Origin of the sequence: Embleya scabrispora DSM 41855 (assembly GCF_000372745.1) — a bacterium.
GTDB lineage: Bacteria > Actinomycetota > Actinomycetes > Streptomycetales > Streptomycetaceae > Embleya > Embleya scabrispora.
This window is the reverse complement of sequence record NZ_KB889743.1, coordinates 1-24,440: the sequence shown is the minus strand read 5'-3', so window position 1 is coordinate 24,440 and position 24,440 is coordinate 1. Positions and strand designations below refer to the sequence as shown.

General features: G+C 72.7%; 21 protein-coding genes and 1 pseudogene. 8 read left to right on the top strand and 14 right to left on the bottom strand.

All coding sequences use genetic code 11. From position 1 onward, the window contains the following. Positions 1 to 262: 262 nt before the first annotated feature. Positions 263 to 673: a (2Fe-2S)-binding protein gene (locus A3IC_RS61345; protein ID WP_079027222.1), complete on the top strand. Its 411-nt coding sequence runs from the start codon at positions 263 to 265 to the stop codon at positions 671 to 673. A gap of 28 nt (positions 674 to 701) precedes the next feature. On the opposite strand, the gene A3IC_RS0150765 is transcribed toward A3IC_RS61345, so the two are convergent. After that, entirely contained in the window at positions 702 to 2,123 is a 1,422-nt protein-coding gene (locus tag A3IC_RS0150765; RefSeq protein WP_040878914.1) for a short-chain fatty acyl-CoA regulator family protein, read from the bottom strand. Positions 2,124 to 2,351: 228 nt separating this feature from the next. Here A3IC_RS0150765 and A3IC_RS0150760 point away from each other — a divergent pair, with 228 nt between their 5' ends. From A3IC_RS0150760 to A3IC_RS61340, 5 genes are all read left to right on the top strand, one after another. After that, complete coding sequence (locus A3IC_RS0150760; RefSeq protein ID WP_020557723.1) at positions 2,352 to 3,878, top strand: MmgE/PrpD family protein; 1,527 nt, start codon at positions 2,352 to 2,354, stop codon at positions 3,876 to 3,878. Then, complete coding sequence (gene prpB, locus A3IC_RS0150755) at positions 3,878 to 4,783, top strand: methylisocitrate lyase (RefSeq protein WP_020557722.1); 906 nt, start codon at positions 3,878 to 3,880, stop codon at positions 4,781 to 4,783. The genes A3IC_RS0150760 and prpB overlap by 1 nt, the downstream gene beginning before the upstream one ends. 22 nt (positions 4,784 to 4,805) lie before the next feature. After that, on the top strand, positions 4,806 to 5,948 hold the full coding sequence (locus A3IC_RS0150750; RefSeq protein ID WP_020557721.1) for a bifunctional 2-methylcitrate synthase/citrate synthase: 1,143 nt from the start codon (positions 4,806 to 4,808) through the stop codon (positions 5,946 to 5,948). Then, positions 5,945 to 6,373, top strand: a complete 429-nt coding sequence (locus A3IC_RS0150745) for an acyl-CoA thioesterase (protein ID WP_086018574.1) — start codon at positions 5,945 to 5,947, stop codon at positions 6,371 to 6,373. The genes A3IC_RS0150750 and A3IC_RS0150745 overlap by 4 nt, the downstream gene beginning before the upstream one ends. 610 nt (positions 6,374 to 6,983) lie before the next feature. Further along, a complete protein-coding gene (locus A3IC_RS61340; protein ID WP_052174166.1) occupies positions 6,984 to 7,796 on the top strand; it encodes a COG4705 family protein in 813 nt (270 codons plus the stop codon). Here A3IC_RS61340 and A3IC_RS0150735 read toward each other — a convergent pair. Both A3IC_RS0150735 and A3IC_RS0150730 read right to left on the bottom strand, forming a co-directional pair. Continuing rightward, entirely contained in the window at positions 7,777 to 9,138 is a 1,362-nt protein-coding gene (locus A3IC_RS0150735) for a sensor histidine kinase (protein ID WP_020557718.1), read from the bottom strand. The two genes, A3IC_RS61340 and A3IC_RS0150735, sit on opposite strands and share 20 nt — an antisense overlap. Beyond that, positions 9,135 to 9,800: a response regulator transcription factor gene (locus tag A3IC_RS0150730; protein ID WP_020557717.1), complete on the bottom strand. Its 666-nt coding sequence runs from the start codon at positions 9,798 to 9,800 to the stop codon at positions 9,135 to 9,137. Before A3IC_RS0150730 ends, A3IC_RS0150735 begins: the two co-directional genes overlap by 4 nt. 96 nt (positions 9,801 to 9,896) lie before the next feature. Here A3IC_RS0150730 and A3IC_RS72285 point away from each other — a divergent pair. Further along, positions 9,897 to 10,429: pseudogene (locus A3IC_RS72285) on the top strand (FTR1 family iron permease); the annotation flags it as partial. 3 nt (positions 10,430 to 10,432) lie between these two features. Here A3IC_RS72285 and A3IC_RS72280 read toward each other — a convergent pair. The 5 genes from A3IC_RS72280 to A3IC_RS0150705 are packed head-to-tail and all read right to left on the bottom strand — an operon-like array spanning position 10,433 to position 15,743. Continuing rightward, positions 10,433 to 11,146: a response regulator transcription factor gene (locus A3IC_RS72280; protein ID WP_020557716.1), complete on the bottom strand. Its 714-nt coding sequence runs from the start codon at positions 11,144 to 11,146 to the stop codon at positions 10,433 to 10,435. Positions 11,147 to 11,169: 23 nt separating this feature from the next. Continuing rightward, on the bottom strand, positions 11,170 to 13,827 hold the full coding sequence (locus A3IC_RS0150720) for an FtsX-like permease family protein (protein ID WP_020557715.1): 2,658 nt from the start codon (positions 13,825 to 13,827) through the stop codon (positions 11,170 to 11,172). A 4-nt stretch (positions 13,828 to 13,831) separates the two neighbouring features. Next, the gene (locus A3IC_RS0150715; RefSeq protein ID WP_020557714.1) at positions 13,832 to 14,503 is read right to left on the bottom strand and encodes an ABC transporter ATP-binding protein; all 672 of its coding nucleotides are present in this window, start codon (positions 14,501 to 14,503) and stop codon (positions 13,832 to 13,834) included. Continuing rightward, a complete protein-coding gene (locus A3IC_RS0150710; protein ID WP_026219703.1) occupies positions 14,500 to 15,153 on the bottom strand; it encodes an ABC transporter ATP-binding protein in 654 nt (217 codons plus the stop codon). Before A3IC_RS0150710 ends, A3IC_RS0150715 begins: the two co-directional genes overlap by 4 nt. Before the next feature lie 41 nt (positions 15,154 to 15,194). After that, positions 15,195 to 15,743, bottom strand: a complete 549-nt coding sequence (locus A3IC_RS0150705; protein WP_020557712.1) for a hypothetical protein — start codon at positions 15,741 to 15,743, stop codon at positions 15,195 to 15,197. Between the two features lie 168 nt (positions 15,744 to 15,911). On the opposite strand from A3IC_RS0150705, the gene A3IC_RS0150700 reads away from it, so the two are divergent. Next, positions 15,912 to 17,195: a sensor histidine kinase gene (locus A3IC_RS0150700; protein WP_040878902.1), complete on the top strand. Its 1,284-nt coding sequence runs from the start codon at positions 15,912 to 15,914 to the stop codon at positions 17,193 to 17,195. A 715-nt stretch (positions 17,196 to 17,910) separates the two neighbouring features. Here the strand turns inward: A3IC_RS0150700 and A3IC_RS63780 are convergent. The 6 genes from A3IC_RS63780 to A3IC_RS61310 all read right to left on the bottom strand — a co-directional run. Then, a complete protein-coding gene (locus A3IC_RS63780; protein WP_020557710.1) occupies positions 17,911 to 18,963 on the bottom strand; it encodes a hypothetical protein in 1,053 nt (350 codons plus the stop codon). After that, a complete protein-coding gene (locus tag A3IC_RS63775; protein WP_020557709.1) occupies positions 18,960 to 19,724 on the bottom strand; it encodes a DUF998 domain-containing protein in 765 nt (254 codons plus the stop codon). The genes A3IC_RS63780 and A3IC_RS63775 overlap by 4 nt, the downstream gene beginning before the upstream one ends. Then, positions 19,721 to 20,815 carry an alpha/beta hydrolase gene (locus A3IC_RS63770; RefSeq protein ID WP_020557708.1) on the bottom strand — a complete coding sequence of 365 codons (1,095 nt, stop codon included), beginning with the start codon at positions 20,813 to 20,815 and terminating at the stop codon, positions 19,721 to 19,723. Before A3IC_RS63770 ends, A3IC_RS63775 begins: the two co-directional genes overlap by 4 nt. 597 nt (positions 20,816 to 21,412) lie before the next feature. After that, positions 21,413 to 22,129: a phosphatase PAP2 family protein gene (locus tag A3IC_RS61320; protein WP_079027219.1), complete on the bottom strand. Its 717-nt coding sequence runs from the start codon at positions 22,127 to 22,129 to the stop codon at positions 21,413 to 21,415. Positions 22,130 to 22,727: 598 nt separating this feature from the next. Beyond that, positions 22,728 to 23,381, bottom strand: coding sequence for a DedA family protein (locus A3IC_RS0150670; RefSeq protein ID WP_026219702.1), 654 nt, complete (start codon positions 23,379 to 23,381; stop codon positions 22,728 to 22,730). A 674-nt stretch (positions 23,382 to 24,055) separates the two neighbouring features. Continuing rightward, positions 24,056 to 24,440 (bottom strand): sensor histidine kinase (locus tag A3IC_RS61310; RefSeq protein WP_040878900.1); only part of this gene is annotated, 385 nt, incomplete at its 5' end.

Genomic DNA, 24,440 nt, shown 5'->3' with positions numbered 1-24,440 from the left:
CTCGGCGAACTTTCACGGCGTTGTGTCGGGCCTGTCCCGACACAACGCCGTGCCGACGGTACGTGGACCACCCACCGCGGTGCGCCATTCGCGGGTGCGGCCCCCGGCGTTCACGCGCGCGGGCCCGGTCTCCGGCCTGTGCCGCGCCTCGCGTGGGTCCTGGCGACGGCCGGGGTGAGCGCGGTCGGTTGAGTACGTGGACGCGCTCGGTTGAGTAGGTCGCCCCTGTGGGTGTGCTCTCTCGCTCCGGCAGGGTGGGTGCATGCCAACGAAGACGGTGGGGCGGCGCGATGCGGTGGGCGGGACGCGAGCACCGGGTACGCGCCGTCGATTGTGCCATCTGGTTCCCCTGGCGCAGGCGATCCGCCGGATCACCCCGGTCTCGGAACGCCTGTTGTGGGGCAACGCGGCTTCGGGTCTGGTGGGCGCCGTGCGCGTGCTGGACCGGCACCTGCGTCCCGACGATCCCGCCCGAGCCGATACCGCGACGGCCATCGCCGTCACGGTGCAGTCTCGCGGCCGTCTGCGTGGCACGGGGGTGTGGTCCCCGGTCGGATTCCGCCGGACCACCTGCTGTCTGTACTACCGCACGCCGCAGGGCGGTACGTGCGGCGACTGCGTCCGCACCGAGGCCCCCGACCGCCGCCGTGCCCCGGGGGACGGGTCACGATGAGCCCGGCTCCGCGTCCGGTTCGCCGGCGCTATTGCGCCGGACGTACCTGGTAGGGCGTTGCGGTGGTGCGGTTCTCGTCGACGGCGAGGCGGTTGCCGGCGGTGGGGTTGGCGCGTTGGGTGCAGTCGTGGCGTTCGCAGACGCGGCAGCCCATGCCGATCGGGGTGGCGGCGCGGGGGTCGTCGAGGGCGTGGCCGTCGGCGTAGGTGAGGCGGTGGGCGTGGCGGAGTTCGCAGCCGAGGGCGACGGCGAAGGTCGCGCCGGGGGCGTTCCAGCCGGGGAGGCCGCGGGTTACGGTGCGGGCGATCCAGAAGTAGGAGCGGCCGTCGGGCATGGTGGCGATCTGGGTCAGGATGCGGCCGGGTGAGCTGAACGCCTCGTACACGGTCCACAGGGGACAGGTGCCGCCGAACCGGGAGAAGTGGAAGTCGGTGGCCGATTGGCGCTTGGAGACGTTGCCGGCGCGGTCGACGCGCAGGAACGCGAAGGGGACGCCCGCGGCGCGGGGTCGTTGCAGGGTGCTGAGCCGATGACAGGTGGTCTCGAACCCGACGCCGTAGCGCGCCGCCAACAGGTCGATGTCGTAGCGCAGTTCCTCCGCGTCGCGGTGGAACGCCGTATAGGGCATCACCAGGGCGCCGGCGGCGTAGTGCGCCAGGCCGACGCGGGCCAGGGCGGGGGCGTCGGGCCCGGTGAGACCGGCGCCCGCGACGATGGTGTCGATGAGATCCCGGAACTCCAAGGACGCGAGTTGCACCGCCTCCTGGAATGCCCGCTGCCCGGGCGTGAGGTGCGCGGCGAGACGCAGGGTCGCGCTCTCGCGGTCGTATCGGCGCGGGTCCTCGGCGACGAGGGCGCGGCCGCGCGGCGGGGCGACGACCACCCGTACGCCGTGCCGTTCCGCGAGGCAGGCCCTGAGTGCCTCCTCGGCCGCCCCGGGAACGATGCCTACGGTCTCGGCCAGGGCCTCGGCCGCGGCGTCCAGCTCGGCGATGTGGTTGCGCTCGGCTGCGAAGAAGTCCCGTACCTCGTCGTGGGGTTCGGCCAGTCCGAGGGCTTCGGGATGGCCGGCGAGGACGGCCGCCCGGTCGGCGGCCTCGCGGTAGCGGCGGTGCAACGCGACGAGCGCGCGGGCGGCGTCGGGGAACTGGCGGACCAGTTCCTGGATCTCCTCGCCGTCGGCGGCCTCGCCTCGGTGTCCGCCGGCCGCCTCGTCGGCCAGCGCCGCGCGCACGTCGGTGCCCAGCCGCAGCCGATCGGCGGCGGCGAAGAAGTCCGGCGCGACGCCGAGGGTCTCGGTGACGCGCAGGAGAACCGGCACGGTCATCGGCCGTCGGTCGTGCTCCATCTGGTTGAGATAGCTGGGCGAGATCTCCAGACGACGGGCCAGGTCGACCTGGCTGAGCCCGTGCTGGCGGCGCAGTTTGCGCAGAGCGGGACCGGCGTACATCTGCCGGTCGCCCGGCGGGCGCCCGCGTTTCGCCACCACGTTCTCCTCCGCCGTCTCCGAGATGAGCCAACTCCAGGATTGGCAAAGATACCAAGTCGGAATTAACAAGATTGGCCACGAGCTGAGAAAACTTGGCAGAAGTTGGCAGATTGGCTCCCTGGTACGAGGCCATCCGGCGTGTGAGCCTGATCGGCACAGGCAGATACCCGCTCACCACCAGGACGTGCCATGACCGACCACCGCGTACGTGTCCGCCCCAGTGCGGACGACTTCCCCCGCACCGAGGAACTCGCCCACAAGATCGCCGAGCTGGCGGCGGGGACCACCGAGGCCACGGTCACCGACGCGACCCGGGACATGGTGATCAACCGGGTCATCGACAACGCCGCCGTGGCGGTGGCGTCGCTGCGCCGCCGCCCGCCCGCGGTCGCCCGTGCGCAGGCCCTGCGCCACCCGGTGCCGGCGGACCGAGCGGGCGCCAGCGTGTTCGGCAGCGACGTCCGCGTGTCCCCGGAATGGGCGGCGTGGGCGAACGGCACCGCGGTGCGCGAACTGGACTTCCACGACACCTACCTCGCGGCGGACTACGCGCACCCCGGCGACAACATCCCCGCGATCCTGGCGATCGCCCAGCACACCGGACGCTCGGGCGCCGACGTCATCCGAGCCGCCGCCACCGCCTACGAGGTACAGGTCGCCCTGGTCACCGGGATCTGCCTGCACAAGCACCGCATCGACCACATCGCCCACCTGGGCCCGTCGCTCGCCGCCGGCCTCGGCACGCTGCTCGGACTGCCCGTCGAAGTCATCCGCGAAGCGGTCGGCCAGGCCCTGCACACCACGACCGCGACGCGACAGTCCCGCAAGGGCGCGATCTCCTCCTGGAAGGCGTTCGCCCCCGCGTTCGCCGGCAAGGCCGGCATCGAGGCCGTCGACCGCACGATGCGCGGCGAAGGCGCGCCGGCACCGATCTACGAGGGCGAGGACGGGGTCATCGCCCGCCTGCTGGACGGCCCGGGCGCCGACTACACGATGACCCTGCCCGCGCCGGGCGAGCCGCGCGACGGGATCCTGCACACCTACACCAAGGAACACTCCGCCGAGTATCAGGCGCAGGCGCTCATCGACCTGGCCCGACGCCTCAACGCGCGACTCGGCGACGAGGGCATCGCCCACGTCTCGGACATCGTGCTGCACACCAGCCACCACACCCACCAGGTGATCGGCTCCGGCGCGAACGACCCGCAGAAGTACGACCCTTCGGCGAGCCGTGAGACGCTCGACCACTCGATCCCGTACATCTTCGCCGTCGCCCTGCAGGACGGTGCCTGGCACCACGAGGACTCCTACCGGCCCGAACGCGCCGCCCGCCCCGACACCGTCGCCCTGTGGCGTCGCGTCACCACGGTCGAGGATCCGGAATGGACGCGCCGCTACCACTCCGAGGATCCCACCGAGAAGGCGTTCGGCGCGCGCGTCGTGATCACCTTCGACGACGGCACCACCCTCGTCGACGAGATCGCGGTCGCCGATGCCCACCCGCTCGGTGCCCGGCCGTTCGGTCGGGAGCAGTACGTCGCCAAGTTCCGGGCCCTGGCCGAGGGTGTGCTCGACAAGGCCGCCCAGGACCGGTTCCTGCTCGCCGCCGAACGCCTGCCCGACCTGGACGCGGCCGGCCTGGTCGACCTGTTCCCGGCGGTCGACCCGGCGTACGTCGCCGACGTCGACGCGGCCCTGCCCGACGGGATCCTGTGATGCTGCACGCCCGCACCACCGCCGGCGCCAAGCGACGGGCCCTCCGCGACGGACTGGCCTCGGGACGGCTCCAGCGCATCCCCGGAGCGTTCAATCCGCTCACCGCCCGGCTGATCCAGGACACCGGCTTCGAGGGCGTGTACGTCTCCGGCGCGGTGGTATCCGCCGACCTGGCGCTGCCCGACATCGGCCTGACCACCCTCACCGAAGTCGCGCAGCGCGCCGCGCAGATCGCCCGGGTCACCGACCTGCCCACCCTCGTGGACGCCGACACCGGCTTCGGCGAGCCGATGAACGCCGCCCGTTCCATCCAGGTCCTGGAGGACGCCGGGGTGGCCGGCTGCCACTTGGAGGACCAGGTCAACCCCAAGCGCTGCGGCCACCTGGACGGCAAGGCCGTCGTGGACCCGGACGCGATGATCCGGCGCATCAAGGCCGCCGTCGAGGCACGGCGCGACCCGGACTTCGTCATCTGCGCCCGCACCGACGCCCGAGACCTGGAGGGCCTGGACGGCGCGATCGAGCGCGCCAAGGCGTACGTCGACGCCGGCGCGGACATGGTCTTCCCCGAAGCGCTGTGCGACGAGAGCGAGTTCGCCGCGTTCCGGGCCGATGTCGACGCGCCCCTGCTGGCCAACATGACCGAGTTCGGCAAGTCACTCCTGCTGGACGCCAAGACGCTCGAATCGCTCGGGTACAACGCGGTCATCCACCCGGTCACCACCCTGCGGCTGGCCATGGGCGCCGTCGAGGACGGACTGCGCATGCTCGCCCGCGAAGGCACCCAGGCCGGGTCCGTCGGCTCCATGCAGACCCGCAGCCGACTGTACGAACTCCTCGGCTACGCCGACTACGCGGCCTTCGACCGCGACATCTTCGACTTCACCCTCCCGCCCACCGACTGAGACCGAGCCCTGGAGGCACCCCATGTCCGTGGCCACCACACCCGACATCCGCAAGGGCCTCGCCGGAGTCGTCGTCGACACGACCGACATCTCCACCGTCGTCGCCGAGTCCAACTCCCTGACCTACCGCGGCTACCCCGTGCAACAACTGGCCGCCGACTGCTCGTTCGAGGAGGTCGCCCACCTGCTGTGGCACGGCGAACTCCCCAACGCCGTACAGTTGCACGATCTCACCGCGGCCGAGCGCGCCCTGCGTCCGCTCGACCGGGGCGCGCAGGAAATCCTCACCCGCCTCCCGGACACCTGCCACCCGATGGACGTGCTGCGCACGATCGTCAGCTACCTCGGTGCCCAGGACCCCACCGAGGACGACGGCTCGCCGGCCGCGAACCGGGCCAAGTCCCTGGCGCTGCTGGCCAAGCTGCCCACCGCGGTGGCCGTCGATCACCGGCGCCGCCGCGGCATGGCGCCGATCGCACCGGACCCGTCCCTCGGGTACGCGGAGAACTTCTTCCACATGTGCTTCGGTCGGGTCCCCGAGCCGGAGGTTGTGCGCTGCTTCGAGATCTCCCTCATCCTCTACGCCGAACACAGCTTCAACGCCTCGACGTTCACCGCCCGCGTCGTCACCTCCACGCTCTCCGACCTCTACAGCGCGGTCACCGCGGCGATCGGCGCACTCAAGGGACCGCTGCACGGCGGTGCGAACGAGGCCGTCATGCACATGCTCGCCGAGGTCGGCACTGCGGATCGCGCCGAGGAGTGGCTGCGTACCGCATTCGCCGACAAGCGCAAGATCATGGGCTTCGGGCACCGCGTCTACAAGCACGGCGACTCACGCGTCCCGATCATGCAGGAGTCCCTGGACCGGCTGGCGGCCGGCAAGGGCGCCGAAGACCTGATGAAGCTGTACGCCGCGCTGCGTGACGCGATGATCCGGGCGAAGGGCATCCACCCCAACCTGGACTACCCGACCGGCCCCGCCTACCACCTGATGGGCTTCGACGTCCCCACCTTCACCCCCATCTTCGTGATGAGCCGCATCACCGGCTGGACCGCCCACATCACCGAGCAACTCGCGGCCAACGCGCTCATCCGCCCCCTGGGGGTTTACACCGGACAGGTCCAGCGTTCCGTCCCGCAACCGGCCAACCGACTGACATGACCGGCATCGAAGGGCGAATGCCTGCGGACGAGGTCGCCGCGCAGATTGCAGACTTCGTACTGCCGCCGATGCTCAACCACCACGGCACCCTGTTCGCGGGCATGGGACTGCAACTCCTCGTCAAGGCGGCGGTGGTCGCCGCCAGCAGGCAGGCACAGGGCGATGTGGTGATGGCCTCCTGCCGCGACGTGGCCTTCATCCGGCCGGTCCGCGGCGGGGAACTGGTGACCGTATCCGCGTTCGTCAGGGCCCAGGGCCGCACGTCGCTCGACGTGTGGGCCGAGGCGGTCGCCGAGGACCCCACCCGAGGGAGCCGGTACACCGCGATCGAAGGCCTCTTCCGCCTGGTCCGCGTCGACGACGTGGGCCGCCCGACGCCCCTGGCCGCCCACGCGGCGGACGGCGCGCTCGCCGGCACCCGGTAAGCGCGGGGAGCGGGTCGAGCCGTCGACCGCGGGCCGCCCGAGTTCCGCCGGTGGACAGCGGGCGCCGGGGCCTACCCCACAAGGCGGCCTTGCGGCGCATCCGACGACGAGGACCGTGTCCTTGGTCAGGAGGTGTCGCCGCTCGGGTTTCGGGTGGTGTCGGGGTGTGGTGGCCTGGCGGGTTCGCGTGTTGGTTGATGAGATTGCGGGGCTTCGTGGTCGTTTTTCGTGCGTGCCGGGGCCGACTGGCCTGCGCCCGTGTGTCGTGTCGTCCTGCGGATTCCCCCGGGGCGGGTAGCGGTTCGAGGTGGGTTGCTCTGATTCATCACGTACGGGGGACGGCGGGCACCCCAACGCGTCCATCGCCCGGCCGTGCCCGACGCGCCCTCGCATCCCCCTCCTCCCGCGCCCGCCGTGACCTGCCGCGCTCGCGCCTATGGCCTCGTACCTGCCGTGCCCCTCAACCCCCGCCGGCCGTACCCACCGCGCCCCCGCCCCACGTACCCGCTGCGCCCGTCATCGTCGCTCCCGGTGTGCCCGCCTCCGCTGCCGCGTGCGCCCAGCGCCGTAGTCAGGCGAGGTTCAGACGCGTTCTGTCAGCGTCCCATCCATGACCACTGATCAGGCAAGGTACGACGAGGCGTTCCCGGCGCGGCCGTTGCTCAACAAAGTGCCCGAAGTCACGGTGTTCTTTTGGGTAATCAAGGTGTTGTGCACCACCGTCGGCGAGACCTGCGCGGACTATCTCAACGACAATCTCGGTCTCGGGCTGACCGGGACCTCCCTGGTCATGACCCTCCTGCTGGCCGTCACACTGCTCCTCCAGTTCCGCTCCCCGCGCTACGTGCCGGGGGTGTACTGGCTCGCGGTCGTGCTGATCAGCGTGGTCGGCACGCTGGTCAGCGACAACCTCACGGACAACCTCGGGATCCCGCTCGAAGTGACCACCGCGGTCTTCGGCGTCGCCCTGATCGCCACCTTCGCCGCCTGGTACGCGAGCGAGAAGACACTGTCCATCCACTCGATCCGCACCCCGCGCCGGGAGGCGTACTACTGGCTCGCGATCCTGCTCACCTTCGCCCTGGGAACCGCGGCCGGTGACCTGGTCGCCGAGCAACTCGACGTCGGCTACTGGAAGTCCGCGCTGCTGTTCGCCGCTGTGATCGCGATCGTGGCGGGCGCACACTACGTCGTGGGACTCGACGCGGTCTGGTCCTTCTGGCTCGCGTACATCCTCACCCGCCCGCTCGGCGCCTCGCTCGGCGACTACCTCTCCCAGGACCCCGACGAGGGCGGCCTGGGCCTGGGCACGGTGGTCACCAGCGTGCTGTTCCTGGCCACGATCATGCTCCTGGTCGGCTATCTCACCGTGACCAGGACCGACGAGTCGCCGGCTGTCGAGGTCAGCCCGCAGGAAGGGTGACCACGAACCGGGCGCCCCGATCGCTCGCCGCCAGCTCGATCTCGCCGTTCGCGGCCCGGGCCAACCGACGGGCCAGCGGCAGGCCCAGCCCCGCGCCGTCGTGCCCGTCCTGGGGATCGGCCCGGCGGCCGGGATCGAAGACCAGCGGCGCGAACGCGTCCGGGACGCCCGGCCCGTCGTCGTGGACGCTCACCGCGACGCCGCCCGGCACCACCGCGCACTCCACCACGATCGCCGCCGAGGCGTAGCGGCGGGCGTTGTCCAGGAGCGGGGCCAGGATCCGTTCGGTCATCCGCGCCGAAACGCCCGCCGTCGGGTCGCCGCCGACCACGGAGATCGGCGCGGCTTGCGGGTGCTCCGCCGCGGCCCGGTGGGCGAGTTCGCGCGCCACCTCGGCGGGTCGGCAGCTCCCGGGGACCGCCGCCGTCCGAGTCCGCGCCTCGGACAACAGCGTCTCGCAGATCCGCTCCATCGTGGCCGCGGCCACCGCGATCGCCTCGTGCGCGGTACGCCGCTCGGCCGCGTCGCGCGGACGCGCGGTCAGCCACTCGGTCTCGGCGGTGATCCGGGCCAGTGGCGTACGCAACTCGTGGGACAGCTCCGCGTTCTGCTGTTGCTCGTGCCGCAGTACGGCGGCAAGCCGATCCAGGAGTTCGTCCAGGTTGCCCGCCAGCGTGGCCAGTTCGGCCGGGCGGCCCGCCGTACCGAACCGCTCGGAGGCGCCCGCCGCACTGCGCCGCGCGGCCTGCGCGCTCATCACCGCGACCGGCCGCAGCGCCCGCCCGACCACGGCGCGGGTGACCAGGTAGAGCCCGCCGAGCAGCAGCAGGGCCAGCGCGATCGACCCGGCGAGCACCTCGTGGGCGGTGCTGCGGTACGGGTCGAGGCCGACCGAGGCGACCACCGTGCCCACCTGTCGGGTGCCGCCGGCCGCGTCCATGATCGGCAGCGCGTACAGCCGGGTCGGCGACCGCCCCCCGGTCTGTGCGAACACCGCGCCTCGCCCGACCAGTCGCTCCGCGCGGTCCTGCAGGCCGGTGGACCCCGGCGGCTGTTCGACCAGCCGATCGCCCTGGAAGATCCACACGCCCGTGTCCAGCACCCGGTCGTCGGCCGGCTCGTGCACCACGATCGCGCCGTCCGGCCCGGCCTCGACGGTGGAGGCGACCGCCGCGGCCCGGGTCCGGACCAAGTCGTCTGCCTGGACCCGCAGCCGCGAGGCGAGCACGACGTTGAACAGCACCGTCAGCACCGCGACCCAGATCGCGCCGACGATCAGCGCGATCAGCGCCAGCCGGCCGCGCAGCGTGGCCGGCCGGCGGTGCCACGAGCGGCTCCTCATCCGAACCGGTAGCCCACACCGCGCACCGTGTCGATGCCGTGCACGCACGCCGCGCCGCGCAGCTTGCGACGCAGCCGGGTCAGGTACTGATCGAGCGTGTTGTCACTGACCTGCGCGCCCTCGGGCCACCCCGCGCGGACGAGCACCCGCCGCCGGACCACCGCTCCCGGCTCGGCCATCAGGCATCCCAACAGCCGGAACTCGGTGGGCGTCAGCGGCACCGAGGTCTCCCCCACGGTCAGCAGATGGCGGACCGGGTCCAGCCGCATCGCGCCCACCTCGATGCCCGGGGCGCGGCCCCCGCGCCGCAGCGCCGCGCGGATCCGGGCGGCCAATTCGGCCAGGTGGAACGGCTTGCCGAGGTAGTCGTCGCCGCCGGAGGAGAACCCGGCGAGCCGATCGGCGAGATTGTCGTGCGCGGTCAGGAAGATCACCGGGACGGTGACGCCGGTCGCGCGCATCGCGTGGCAGACGTCGCGGCCGTCCGAGTCGGGCAGGCCGATGTCCAGAACCACGGCGTCCATCCGGTCGTCGACCACCTTCAGCGCGCCGGCCCCGTCGGCGGCGGTCACCACCTCGAAGCCCTCGTCCCGCAGACCTCGGGCAAGCACGTGGCGCAGCCCGTGGTCGTCCTCCACGACGAGGATGCGGTGCGCGGTCATGCGGTCAGTATCACCGGCCGCCGGCGCACCCGGTGACCCGCTGCCCCGGTGTTCAGGTTGCGTTCAGGCCGGCCGGCCGAGTCTGCGGCGCGTCTGGAGTTGCAGGGCCGGCTCGACCACGCGTTGGCCATGGGGACCGGCGCGCTGGTGTTGACCGCGTTCCTGTCCGTGGGCCGCGAGGGCCTGGAGACTGCGGTGATCGTCTGGGGCACGGCCCGCTCGACCGGCGAGAACACCGACCCGATGATCGGCGTCGTCCTCGGCCTGGCCACCGCAGTCGTGCTCGGCTACCTCTCTACGCAGGCGCCGTCCGGATCAACCTGGCCAAATTCTTCCTGTGGACCGGCGCCGGCCTGGTCGTCGCCGCCGGCGTACTCGCCTACGGCGTCCACGACCTCCAGGAAGCCGACTTCCTCCCGGGCCTGTCCAACCGCGCTTTCGACGTCAGCGACACGATCCCGCCGGACAGCTGGTACGGCACGCTGCTCAAGGGCTTCCTCAACTTCCAGCCCGCCCCCGCGGTCCTCCAGGTGACCGTCTGGGCCCTCTACCTGATTCCGAGCATGGCCCTGTTCTTCCTGCTCCCCAAGGGCGCCAAGAAGCCCCGTCGCCGGCAGCCGCCCGACCGACCATCACTTCGGGTACTCCAGGCGGTACCCATGGCCGCGCAGGGTGGTGATCTCCGGCGGCTCGGCAGCGGCCTCGTGCAGCCGCCGGCGCAGCGCGGACATCGTCACGTCGAGGGTCTTGGTCGAGCCGAACCAGTTCTCGTCCCACACCTGTGCCATCAGCGTCTCCCGGGCCACGGCCGTGCCCGGCTGCCGGGCCAGTACCACCAGGAGTTCGAACTCCTTGGGGCGCAGCGTGATTTCGGTGTCGCCGAGCAGGCAGCGCCGGGCGGCCGGGTCCACGGTCAGCGCGCCGATTCGGATCGGGCCGCCCGCCTCCGGTGGGTCGTCCGGTCGGCGGCGCAGGTGCGCGCGCAGTCGGGCGAGCAGCACGGTGAGGCTGAACGGCTTGACGAGGTAGTCGTCCGCGCCCGCGTCCAGCCCCGCGATGACGTCGATCTCGTCGGTGCGGGCGGTGAGGATGACGATCAGGATGTCGGGGAGATCGGCGCGCAGCCGGCGGGCGATGTCGATCCCGTCGGTGTCCGGCAGGCCGAGGTCGAGCAGTACCACGTCGTAGGCGCGACGTCGGCTCTCGGCCAGCGCGTTCGTCCCGGTGCGACACCACGTCGACAGGTAGCCGCTGCCGGCCAGCCCCGTTTCCAGGTGGCGGCCGATGGTCGGGTCGTCCTCGACGACCAGGACGTGGGCGCGGTCCGAGCGGGCGGCTGTCGACATGATTCGCAGGGTAGGGCAAACGATCACCCGTCGCGCAGTTCCTCGATCGGTGGTCGATGGGCGTGGCGCGCACCGTTGATCGCGGCCGCCGTGATCGCGGCGACGGCGGTCAGCGTGGTTGCCGCCAGGTAGGCCCACGGGACGGCGAGGCCGGCCGGGGGCGGGTCGAACACGCCGGTGAGTACCTTGACCAGCATCTCCGACAGGGCCCACCCCAGCGCCGCGCCACCCGCGAGGCCGCCGAGGGTGACCACCGCGGCCTCGCCGAGGACGAGTCCGCGCACTTGGCGGGCCGTACCGCCGAGCACGAGCGTGATTGCGAAGGTGCGTCGGCGTTCGGCCAGGCCGAGGGCGAGCACGATGCCGGCGGAGCCTGCGGCCAGTGCCAGGGCGAAGCCGAGTTCGATCCGGGTCAGTCCGGCCAGGTCGACCGAGGTCAGGCTGGAGCCGACCGCCGATCGGGTCTGGGTGAGGTCGGTGACGGTGGCGGTGGTGCCCAGGCGCCTGCGGAGTTCGTCGGCGACGGCGTGTTGCCGGGTGCCGCCGGTGTCGATCAGGAACGCGCCGACCGCGTCGCTGCCGGTGACCTTGGTGATGTAGTCGGCGTTGGCGACGAAGAAGCTGTCCTTGGGGGCGGTGGGGAACTCCTTGACGATGCCGGCGTAGTGGAACGGGACGGTACGCAGATCCCGGGTGCGCTCGTCGCGCAGCCGCAGGTTCACCGTGTCGCCGAGGTTGAGCCGGAAGTCCTGCACGGTCTCGTTGCTGACCAGCAGAGAATCCGGCCGACTCGCGAGCGTGGCCATCAGCGCCTTGCTGCTGCCGCCGCTGAAGTAGGCGTCCTGGAGGGAGGTGGCGGCGCCGATGGTGGCCGGGCGGACGCCGTACAGGTCCTGCAGGTCCGAGCCGACGTAGGCGAAGCGGTGTTGCAGCGGCTCGACCCGGCGTACGCCCGCCGTGGTCAGCGCGCGGCCCGCGTCCGGGCCCGCCCGCGCGCCGGGCGGCTGGGTGACGGTGACGTCCGCGCCGTTGGTGAGCCGGGCGTCGACCTCGGCCTGCTGCCGGTAGGTGGCGTTGAAGGTCGAGGTGGAGGCCGCGAAGGACACGGCCAGCGCGAGCAGCACCATCGACCGGGCCAGCGGCCGGCGCCGGCGCGCCATGGTCGCCGACGCGGTGCTCGCCAGGTTCCCGGCCAACGGCCGGACCAGGCGGGTGAGTACGGCACGCCCGTGCCCCAGGAACAGCACCGCCAGGCGCTGGAGCAGCAACGCGCCGCCCAGCCAGAGCAGCACCGGACCGAGCAGCGCCCAGTACGACACGGAGATCGCGGCCACTCCCTCCGGGGCCAGGACCAGCGAGTACCGGTTGGCGCCGGACGCCCTGAAGACCAGCAGCGAGATCGCCAGCAGGATGAAGTCGAGGCCGATCCTGCTCCACCACGGCGCGTGCGCGCTGGAAGCGGCCCGGCCCGCCTGGGCCACGGTCGCCGTACGCAGGTCGCGCAGCGCCGGGACCAGCACGGCGGAGCCTGCGATCAGCAGCCCGCCGCCGAACGCGACCAGTGACCAGGTGGTCGCCGACCCGACGCCCGCGCCGAACGAGGCCTGACCGAAGGCGAGTTGCCCGACCAGCGCGGCAACGCCCAGGCCGAGGAGGCCGCCAGCGACGCCGACGACCGCAGCCTCGGCACCGGCCAATGCGACCACCTGGCGGGCGCGCAGGCCCCGGGTACGCAGCAGTGCCTGTTCGCGGCGGCGGCGATCGGCCCCGGCACCGGCGACCGAGGCGGTCAGCAGCGCGGCCAGGATCGCCCCGGGCAGCCCCAGGAACAGGAACAGGACCTGGGCGTACAGGGCGTCCGAGCGGGCGCCGTCCAGCGCCGCGCCCAGGTTGTCGCCGACCACCGCGCCGCCGGAGGTACGCGCCTCCAGGTTGTGCGCCGCGCCGACCACGGCGGTGAACGCGCTCGCCGGATCGGCGGGCAGGTGCGCGTTGCGGGCCACGTGGATCTGGGTGGTGACGGCGGCCGGGTCGGTGGCCCGGGTCGGCGCGGTCAGGGTGTCGAACAACGCGGCCGGCAGCAGTACGACGTTGTCCGGCGGGGCACTCGGCTGCGCCTGCTTGGGCGCGCCGACTTGCTGGAACAGCGAGTCGGCCTGCGGCAGATCGACCACGCCGGCCACCCGGACCGGGGCCGGCAGCGCGCCGGGCAGCGCGAGGGTGACCTCGTCGCCGGGGGCCACGTGCAGGTTCGCCGCGGTCTGCTGGGCGATCAGCACCCCGGAGCCGGCTCCGGTCAGCGGCCGAATCGCGCCGGGAAAGGTGGCCTGGTAGCCGTCCGGCAGGCCCAACACCACGCCGGCGCCGGTGCTTTGCGTGCTGCCGCCGACGGTGGCCCGGAAGCCGGTACTGCGCGCGAAGGTGACCGGCAGCGCGCCGCGCACCCCGGCGGTCGTCCGCACGAGGGCCAGTACAGCGCCCGGATCGGCGCCCGGTTGCACCTGGACCTGCCAGTCCACCGCCACCGAACGGGTCGCCCGCTCGGTCATCGTCGACTTGGACGCGGTCAGGAACGAGCCCAGCGAGGCCGCCAGCGCGACGGCCAGGGCGACCCCGATCACGCAGGCCGCCAGCCGACCGGTACGCCACCGGAGGAGGCCGCCCACCCAGGTCGCGATCATGAGCTCACGCCTCCATTTCGAGACGGCCGTCGTGCATCCGCCACCGGGTGTCCAGCCGTCGGGCCACGGTGGGGTCGTGCGTGGTGACCACCAGGGCCGCGCCGATCTCGGCCGCCGCGGCAAGCAGTACGTCGATCACCTGGCCGCCGGTGGCCCGATCCAGTTGACCGGTCGGCTCGTCGGCCAGCACCAGGCGGGGCCGCTGCGCCAACACCCGGGCCACGGCGATCCGTTGGCTCTGCCCGCCGGACAGCTCCTCCGGCAGCCGCGCGGCCAGGTCGGCGATGCCGAGCAGCTCCAGGGCGGCCAGCGCACGACCGCGCGCGACCTCCTCGGGCAGGCCGGCCAGGACCAGCGGCAGCCCGGTGTTCTCGCCGACGTCCAGGGCCGGGATCAGGCTCGGTCCCTGGAAGACGACGCCGATCCGGGGCGTCGGATCGGCGTCGTCGCCCTCGCCCGCCGGCCACGTAACCGTGCCGGTGGTGGGCCGCTCCAGGCCGGCCATCAGGTGCAGCAGGGTGGACTTCCCCGAGCCGGACGGGCCGATGATCGAGATCCGTTTGCCCGCCCGTACCCGGCAGGAGCTCCCGTGCACCGCGACGACCGCGTTGGCGCCCCGGCCGAAGGTACGGGCCGCGTCCCGGCAGTCCACCAGGACGTCGCAGGTGCTGCTCATTCCTGGATCCTCCCGTCGCGCAGCTCGATCGTGCGATCCGCGATCCGCATCGCCTCGGGGCTGTGTGTGACGATCAGCAGCGCGCGTCCGGTCCGTGCATCGGCCCGCAGCAGGTCCAGGATCCGGGCCTCCGAGGTGCCGTCGAGTTCGCCGGTGGGCTCGTCCGCGAGCAGCACGTCGGGCGCGTTGGCGAGCGCCACGGCCAGGCCCGCGCGGGCGAGTTCGCCGCCGGACAACTCCCGGGGCAGCGCGCGGGCCCGATGGCCGATGCCGACCCGGTCCAAGAGCTCGGCCACTCCCTCGCCGTGCCCACCGGGAGCCGCCGCACGGGCCAGGCGGATGTTGGCGCTCACGTCCAGATGCGCGAGCAGATTGCCCGACTGGAGCAGAACGCCGATCCGCCGCGCCCGGATCCGGGCCCGCTCGGCCTCGGGACGGTGGCTGATTCGGACCCCGCCCACGTACACCGAGCCGCCGGCCGGCTCGTCCAACCCGGCCAGACAGGCCAGCAGGGTGGACTTGCCCGAGCCGGACGGTCCCACCACCGCCACCGTCTCGCCGCGCCCGACCTCGAGGGTGACGCCGCGCAACGCGCGCGTCTCCTCCTCGCCCGACCGGAAGAAGCGGTACAGCTCCCGCGCGTCGAGCACGCACGGTTCCCGCCCCGGCGCCGGGAGCGGGCCGACGGAGGTCACGGCGTCCACGCCAGCGAGTCGGTCACGATCCGCCAGGGATCCACGTTGTCCGCGCCGACCGGCCCGGACAGGGTCACCACCGTTTCGCGCCCATCGTGGAAGAACGCATAGCGCTCGAACTCGTCCCGGACCACCTTGCCGGTCACCGGGTCCGGCGCGGTGTCGCCCTTGTAGGTGAGCAGCACGGCCGCCCCGGCCGGGCGGTTCACCGTCGAGGTGGCGCCGATCTCGAACTTCGGTACCCGGCCCTGGAGTTCGGGGACGTCCTGGGCGAGTACCGACTGCGGCGTCGGCGCGCTCGGCGCCGCCATCGGGGTGATCTCGATCCGATTGAGCTTGTCCGTGAACGCGGTCGTGCCGCCCGTGGTCGTCCCGGCCCAGCCCTCGGGCACCTTGAGCGTGATCCCGGACCCGGCCGGCATCTGGATGACGAACGCCTGATTGTCCGGGATGTCGCCGGCCGAGGATGCCTCACCGCCGCCACCGGACCCGCCGCACCCCGCGATGACGACCGCGGCCAAACCGGCGGCGATCGTCGCCGCCACACCTGCGCCTCGCATGGTCGTGCCGCCCTTCAGCGTGGAGAACCCATATGGCGACGCTAGGCGGCGAGAGGTTAAGGCCAGGACCCCCGACGGTTAGACGACGGCAAAACCGCCACTGGCATCGCGCGGGAACCCCGGCCCCCGCTCGCGCGAGGTGATGATGTGGGCATGAGACAGCGGGTGGTACGGGTGGCGGTGGTCGCGGCGTTGGTGGCCCTGGTGCTGCTCGCCGCGCCGCTCGCGGTGATCATCCGGATCTCGTTCTACGCCGACGAGCGCGGCGAACTGGAACGCGACGCCCTCTCCGCCGCGGCCCGCGTCAGCGCCCAACTCGCCGCCGGGGAACCAGTCCACCTGCCTCCCGCGCACCACGACGGGACTCTGGGGGTGTACGACCCCGGGATGCGCCTGCTGGCCGGCACCGGGCCCGACCCCGGGGACGCGCTCACCCGCCGCGCCGCCGAGAGCGGATCGATCCGGGAGAGCACCGGCGGGCGGATCGCGGTCGCCGTACCGCTGTCCACCACCGAGCGCACCATCGGCGTGGTCCGGGTCGCCACCGACAGCCGCGACGTCCGCAACCGCGTCCTGTGGAGCCGGCTCGGCCTGCTCGGCGCCGCCCTGCTCGCGCTCGGCGCCGCGATCCTGGTCGCCCGGCGGCAGGCCCGCGCCCTCTCCGCACCCCTGGAGTCGCTCTCGCGCACCTCCCAGGCGGTGGCCGACGGCGACCTCACCGCCCGGGCGGGCAGTTGCGGCATCGTGGAGATCGACCGGGTGGCCGCCACCCAGAACACCATGGTCCACCGACTGACCCTGCTCCTGGAACACGAACGACACTTCACCACGAACGCCTCGCACCAGTTGCGCACCCCGCTCACCGGCCTGCAACTGGGCCTGGAAGGTGCCCTGACCACGCCCGACGCGGACCTGCGCGCGGCACTGCGCGAGGCGCTCGACCAGTCGCAGCACCTGCACCGCACGATCGACGAGGTGCTGCGCCTGGCCCGGTCCACGCCGGCCGGCGGCTACGTGTCCCGGCCGGCCGGGGAACTTGTCGGGCGCGCCGAGCACCGGTGGCACGGAGCGCTGGCCCGGGACGGTCGCCGGCTCGACCTGGCGATCGAACGCGGCGCCGCGAACCTGCCCGTCGCCGAGCACGCGACCGAGCAGATCCTCGACGTCCTCTTGGACAACGCGCGCGAACACGGCAGCGGCACCGTCCGGGTCACGCTGCGCGAGCTCGGCGCCGCGGTGGCCGTCGACATCCGCGACGAGGGGACACTCATCCTCGATCCGGCCACCCTGTTCGACCGAGGCGCCACCACCGGCGCCGGCCAGGGCATCGGCCTGTCCCTGGCCCGGGACCTGGCCGAGGGCGTCGGCGGCCGACTCGCGGCGACCGGGACGTCCCCGACCACGTTCACCCTGCTGGTGCCGATCCTGGCGGAGTGACCGGGTCGCGGGGCGGCCGGGCCCGCTGCGGTCGTCGACGACCGAGCTCGAGCCCGCATCAGCCTTCACAGACGCCGAGGACATCCCGAAGTGTCGTTGCCGCCGCCGCCCGTTCGGGGGACCCCACCGTACGGACCACGGCGGGGCCTCGCTCGCACGTGGGCCTGCCGACGCCGCGACGGCGGGGAAGCCCCCGGCCGGGGGCGCCCCGGGCCCTACCACCCGACCGGGCACCTTTCGTACACCCGCCGAGTCCCTCGCGGTGGCGCCTGGCGGCAGCGCGATTGCGCAACCGGTTGACTGAGCACGACGCAGCGCGTCGCGACGATTTGCCGGAGATGACGCGCATCGACCTGGACCCGTTGCGGGCCGTCCTGGCGGTGTCCGGCGTGCGGCGGGGTCCCCGAGCCGGGCGAGCGGTGGATCCTCTCGGACACCCGCGATCCGTTCGCGCCGCATTTCGACTTCGGCCACGAGTAGGCGCTGTGGTCCGGACCGCCGACGCGCGCCCGAACGGGCGCCGCGTGGCCGGATGGGCGCCGCGCTCGCAGCACGGCGGCCGTGGTCGGTGCAGTGACGCATCGATGTCCGTCGAGGAACCGGCACACCGACCTCCGCGATCGGGACAGGGTCGGGATCGGGGTCCGCGTGATCGCCGAGTCCACGGGATCGTTTCGCGCGGTGCCCGAGGCGTCGTGTCCCCCACGGTTCCCGGTCACTCCCTGTCGACTGTCTCGCCCGGGGCGTTCCGGCTGTCCATCTGCAGTCCGCGGATCTTGACGCCGACGACCCAGTACGCGATCGCGTTGACGGTGAGGCCGTACAGGCCGAAGAACCGGTATTCGGCGAACACGAAAACCTGCGTCACGAGCATGCTCACCACCAGCGATCCGGCGAACAGGCGATAGGCGAGGAGGCGATTCCAGGGAAACGCCGCGACGCCGGCGGTCGTCAGGGTCAGGGACAGCAGAGACGAGACCACGGGCAGGATCGAGTCGACCTCGGCGTACCCCAATGCGGTCCGGTCGATCCCCAGCGCTTCCAGTACCACCACACCGGCCCCGGACTGGAGGGCGAGAGCCACCACGACGAACAGCCACAGCCATGTCCGTGCCTCGATGCCCTCGCGGACCCGGGCGGTCCACCGCTGCGTGTGCCGCGACAGTCCCGACAGTCGCGACACGTGGTAGGGGCACGCCTGGAGCAGGCCCATCACGGCGGCGTGCTCGGGTGTCCCCGCCTGATCCCGCACGAGGTCCTCGGCCTGCGCCCGCTGCCGCGGGGTGAGCCCGCGGCGCAGATGCGTCGAGGCGGTGAGCGCGACGTTCGTCAAGCGGTCGCCGGGGCCCATCCGCTCGGCGGGCAGCAGCAGTTGGGCGAGCGCGAGCAGCGCCACGAACGTCACGTACATGATGGCCACGGCGGGCTCGTAGAAGTAGCCGTTCGCCCTTCCGACCAGTTTGCCGACCTCGTCGATGAACAGCCCGAATCCCACGCCGCCGACGATCGACGTCACCTCGCGCAGGCGCGGCCCGACGAGGGTGAGCTGAAGGATCACCGCGAGCAGCATCAGCAGTCCGCCCCACAACGCGTGTGCGATGTGGAGGTGGCTGACGCCGACTTTGGGATAGCCGGACTCGGACAGGGCCAGTCGGGTGAGCAGCACCGTCACCACGGCCGCCAGGACCACCGTCTGCACGTGCCGGATGCCGGCCGAGGTCCGGCTCAGGCCCCACCCGGCGGCGGGTGTGCGAACCGCGGGCCTCATGAGTGAAGGTTAGGCGGGGTCGGGGTCGCCGTGCCTGATGAGCGGCCTGCTCGGGGGCGGCCGGGTGGTCGCGGGGGAGGGAGCCGTTCGCGGGTTGGCTTTCGGGTTAGGGTGCGGCGCAGGAGGAACACCCCGGCGGCGCACAGCCATCCGGAGATGATCAGGATCTGGATCCGTTCCAGCAGCCCGACGCCGTAGGTGTCGTTCATGCCCAGGGCGACTTCCGCCGCGCCCAGGGTGGCGAGCAGGACGGCCACGATCGGGCCCGATCGCTGCCACGGCCCCGGCGCGGGAAGACGCCGCACGATCATGGCGACCAGCAGGATTCCCAGGATGAGGGCGGAGAATCCCGCCAGGCTCGACACCACGTGTGGATCGGCGACCTGGGTCACCACTCCGGTGCGGTGTCGGGCGCGGCATCGCGCGTCGACGGATGGTGCGCAGGCCATCGGGAGCAGCCCGTCCACGATCGAGGCGAGTCCGCCCGCCGCGAGGGCGCAGCAGCCGGACCACCGGCGCCGTCCCGGTGGCATCCGGCGGGCCAGGGCGGCGGCGAGCAGGACGATGCCGGTTCCGGCCACGATGTCGGTGGCGCGGAACCGGCCCGAGGCGGGCCGACCGGCCACGCTCAGTTCGCTGACGTAGGAGCCCATCATGCTCAGGCGCGAGCGGGAGGGCAGGTCCGTGACGAACGAGCTGAACGCCAGGCCGCCGACGATGCCGCCGAGCGCGGCGGCGGTGTCGGCCGTTCTGGGGATCATGGCGCGCCTGCCGTTCCCGGCGCCGGTTGCGGGAGGCGGTCGGCGAGCCAGTCGAAAGCGCCGGGGGCGGCCTGGGCCCAGGCTCGGAAGTTGTGGCCGCCGGTCGGCGGCGTCACCGTGACCACGTCGGGACGCCGGGGCCCCGCGGCCCGACGCAGGTCCAGCATGGCGCGGTGTGCCGCGCGGTCCTGTCGACTCGCCACCAGGTAGAGCGCGGGGCCCGCGGGCCGGTGGGCGATCAGCCATTGCGGCGAGTTCCAGTGTCGGACGTCCTGTCGGCCGCGGTAGAGGTCGCCGGTGTCGGCGTCGACCACGGCCCGGAAGTACCCGGAGAGCGATCCGGCCGCCGCGTAGCGGTCGGGATGGTGCAGGGCGATGTTGACGGCACAGAATCCGCCGGTGGAGTAGCCGAGCCCGGCCCAGGAGCGTGGTTGCTCCATGACACGAAAGTGCTGCGTGAGAGCGGCGGGCACGTCGACCGCCAGGTATGTCTCGTCCTGGACTCCGCGCACGGCGTCGACGCATTCCTGGTCGTGGGGCCCGTCGTCGTCGGTGGTGGCCACCACGATCACCGGCCGCATCCGGCCCGCCGCGATTTCGGTGTCCAGGGCGTGGGCCATGTGCAGGTGCCGTTCCCAGTTGTGGGGTCCGCCGGGACGGCCGTGGAACAGTTCGATGACGGGGAAGCGGCGGGTGGGCTGTGCGGGATCGAAGTAGGCCGCCGGGAGGTAGACGATCGCGTCCCGAACCACGCGCGCGCGGGGGCCCGGCAGCCGGTCGCGCACGATCAGGCCTTGTTCGCGGGGCCCGGTCGGGATCCGGGGCGCGGGCGTCGGCACCAGATCGGCGGCCGCCGCGGGCGGCGTGGCCCGGCCCGTCAGGTCGCCGAAGGAGGTGTAGAAACCGAACTCGCGGTTCACCAGGTCCGCCGACAGCAGTACTCCGGACAGCATCACCAACAACAGCGACAGCACTCTGAGCGGCAACGCCCCCCATCCGGGCCACCGGTTCCACAACACCATCGTGGTGGCCATCACGGCGACCGCGAAAACCACCAGCAACACCAGAAAGGGAATACCGGTGAGCGTCATGGAATAGCCCCGTGCCGAACGGGCTCGGTGTCCGGTATCTACCATTATCCTCCGGTGGGGCGGGTGTCGACCCAGTGGCGCGGCGGGTCTGCCGCAGCGTCGTCGTGATGGTGCTCGTGTGCACCGGTCGGGACCGGTTCCTGGACGCGTTTGTGTCGCGGAACTCCGTGGGCTGTGTGCCGGGTTGCGGCTCGGGCGGGTGGATCGTGTGGCGATTCGGTCGCGTTTCGGGCGAGGGTTGGTGGGTGGTGTGGGGCCGTTGTCGTGTTCGGCGCTCTCGGGGGGATCGTTCGGTGGCGTGTTCGACGCGGAGGCGTCCCCGATGGTGATCGGCGTCGTCGTCCCCAGGCCGGGGGCGGTTGCGTCGACGCGGTCGCAGGCGAGCGCAGCGAGCCCTGGGGCTCGCGCGGGACGGCGGCCGCCCGTGGCTTCCTTCGGTTCGACCCGCGTCCTCGTTCATGACCGCGCCTGGGCGGACGAGGCCGAACCCCCGGTGGTCGGGGGTCCCCCTCGGCCGGGTGGCGGGGCTCATGGAGGGCGTTCCCCGGCGCGGGTGGAACGTTCGCGTTCGGCGTTGCCGCTTCGGCATCGCCGCACTCATCGGGCTCCGGGGTCGCAGCCGGGCGCGGTGGGCGGGCGCGGGTCGGCCGGGAGTGCGGCGATCGGTGGAATCAGCGGGAGGGTCAGGCACAACCAGAGGGCGGCGAGGAGCCAGCCGCCGACGATGTCGAACGGCCAGTGCACTCCCAGGTAGACGCGGCTGAGGCCGACGGCGCAGGCGGCCAGGCCCAGCAGCGCGAGGACCGGTGGCGTCCAGGGCCGCCGGGGGCCGCGCAGGATCGCCCAGGCGAGCAGTCCCGCGGCGACGGCGGCGGTGAAGGCGTGTCCGGAGGGATAGGAGTAGCCGCTGGGGGAGGCGACGACCCAGTCCGCCGTCGGCGGGCGAGGGCGGGCGAACACTCGCATGGTCACATGGCGGGCGAGTTGACCCGCGGCCAACACCACCAGGGGTGCGCAGAAGAGGGCGATGGAGACGATTCGACGCACCGGCCGCGTGGCGTGCCGTACCAGCAGGAAGCCCGCGGCCAGGGCGGCGAGGTAGGGCGGAACGCCGGTCCCCAGGTCCGTGACGATGCCGACGATGCGTACCGCCGGCGAGGGGCGGTGGGCGACCGCCCAGGAGTGCATGGCCGACTCGATTCGATGCGGGCCCCAGCCGTGAACGGCCAACACGGCGGTGAGCACGGCGAAGAGAACGAACGCGATCCCCGCCGCCCCGAGCGCGGTCCCAACCCCCGGGCGTCGCCCCCTCATGTGCCCACCCGGGTGGGCAGTCGCCCCGCGCGCGGGTGCGCTACCGCCGGCCCGGCAGGTCGCGCCGGCGGGGCGGGCAGCGGGCCGAGGCCCGGGTCGAGGGTGGCCCCCACGAGAACGTCGTGTGGGTGGTGAACGTCGACGAAGGCATCGGGGACGCCCCACGCCGGTGCGGCCACACCCGCCCCGACGCCCGGACGCAGGTCGTACCGCCGGCCTGCGGTGGCCAGCGTGAAGGCGGTCGCCGTGTGGGTGCTCGGCGTCGATCGTTCCCCGGCGGCCGGGCACGCTTGCTGTGTGGTGCCGGTGGGGAGCACCCGACGCGGCCGGGGCTCGCGCGGTGCGGATTTCGGTCTCGCCTCGGAGGCGGAGGCGACCACGACGACGGGCGGCGCCGCGGGGGCGAGGGCCTCGGCGTGCGTCGGGCCCCGGTGGCGGCGCCGCCGGGTGGGGGTTCTCGGGACGGCGAACTTCCCGAGGCCGTGGGTCGACCGTGCGGCGACCACGTCCCCGACTACGGACGGGGCCTGGCGGGCGGGGTCCGTGACATCCGGGTGGGGGCAAGCGCGGGCGGTATGCAAAGGCGTGTGCAACGCGCTCACCGCTCCCCGTTCTTGGCCGTGCGGCGTGAGCGCAGCAGTTCCAGTCCGAGCGGGATCAGCGAGATCGCGACGATGACGGCGACCATCGGCAGCAGGTATCGGTCGACGTTGGGCACGGAGGAACCCAGCGCGTAACCGGCCAGGACCAGTCCCACGGTCCACACCAGGCCCCCTGCCGCCTGCCAGATCGTGAACGTGCGGGTGGGCACGCCCAGAGCCCCGGCCAACGGGTTGAGGACGGTACGGACGACGGGAACGAACCGGGCGAGCACGATGGCCTTCGCGTGGCCGTAGCGATCCAGGAGTTCCTCGGCGCGCCGAGCGCCGGTGTGCAGCCGCTTGTTGTGCGAGCGGGACAGCATGGCGCGGCCGGCGCGGCGTCCGATGACGAAGCCGGCCTGGGCTCCGAGCAGGGCTCCGGCGACCGCGGCGAGAAGGACCTGGGGCAGGGACAGGTGGACCGGCCCGCCGGCGTCGGAGACGCACAGGAGGCCGGCGGTGAACAGCAGGGAGTCCCCGGGGAGGAAGAACCCGACCAGCAGACCGGTCTCGGCGAAGAGCACGACCGCGATGCCGAGAGCCCCGAACGTCCCCAGTAGGGAACTCGCGTCCAGAACGTTCACGGCCGACAGGCCTGCGGAATGGGGCATGGGTCGGCGCCTTTCTCCGGGGGTGCCGTCGCACCCCGTCCGTCTACAACGCTGTAGACATCGTGGTGTCGGGATGACCGGTGACGGTCGCGGTTTCGTGCAGGCGATGCCCGCGCACCGACACCTGCGCGGGCCTTTCCGGTCGCGGTTGGAGCCCGACGAGGGGTGGACGCGTCGGGCTCAGGAGCAGTGTCCGGGGCCGGTCGGCGGCGGATCGAGGTCGTGCCGCATCCGGTCCCAGAGGTTGTTCGTCTGCGCGGCGACCCCGCGCAGGGAGTGCGCCGCGTGCACGGCGGTGGCCCCGCGCGCGCAGGAGGGCGGGGTCGATGTCGGCGAGCCCGGGAGTGTGAGGACGGCAGCGATCGATGCTCCCAGGAGTGCGGCGGCGAATGCTCGTGTGGGCCATCGCCGCGTGCGCGAAGCGTTCCGCCTAGTCGTCATCGCCTGCCCCCGGATCTCGTGTGGGCGGTGACCTGTGGTGGCCATCCCCGTGTGTCGAGTCGACCACCCGGGCGCTGAGAGAATCCTGAGAGGCATGGGTCTTCGACCGGTGTTCCACGGCGGCGCGGTGGCGGGGCGGACACCGGCGGACCGGTGAGAGCGCCGGCCCCGCCACGACGAGCCGATCGACTTGCCCGCGAGTCCGAGACCGCTTGCGGAAGCCGTTCGGGATTTCAGCCGCCGGTGGCGTCGCGCGGTGCGCTCGGGGACCGGTTCGGCTCCGTCGGCAGTACGACCCGGAACAGCGCTCCTCCGCCCGGTGCTTCGTCCACGTCAACGCTCCCGTGGTGGGCGGCCACGAGTTGGTGCACGATGGCGAGCCCCAGGCCCACGCCGCCGGAGTCGCGGTCGCGGCTGGGGTCCAGGCGTACGAACCGGCCGAAGATGCGGTCGCGTTCGGCGGGGGGCACGCCGGGGCCGTCGTCGGCCACCTCGAGCACGGCCGTGTGTCCGTCGGGCGACGGGGCGACCGTCAGGCGTACTGCGGAGGAGGCGTGGGTCGCGGCGTTGTCGGCGAGGTTGCGCAGGACCTGGGCGAGTTGCCCGGCGTCGCCGTGC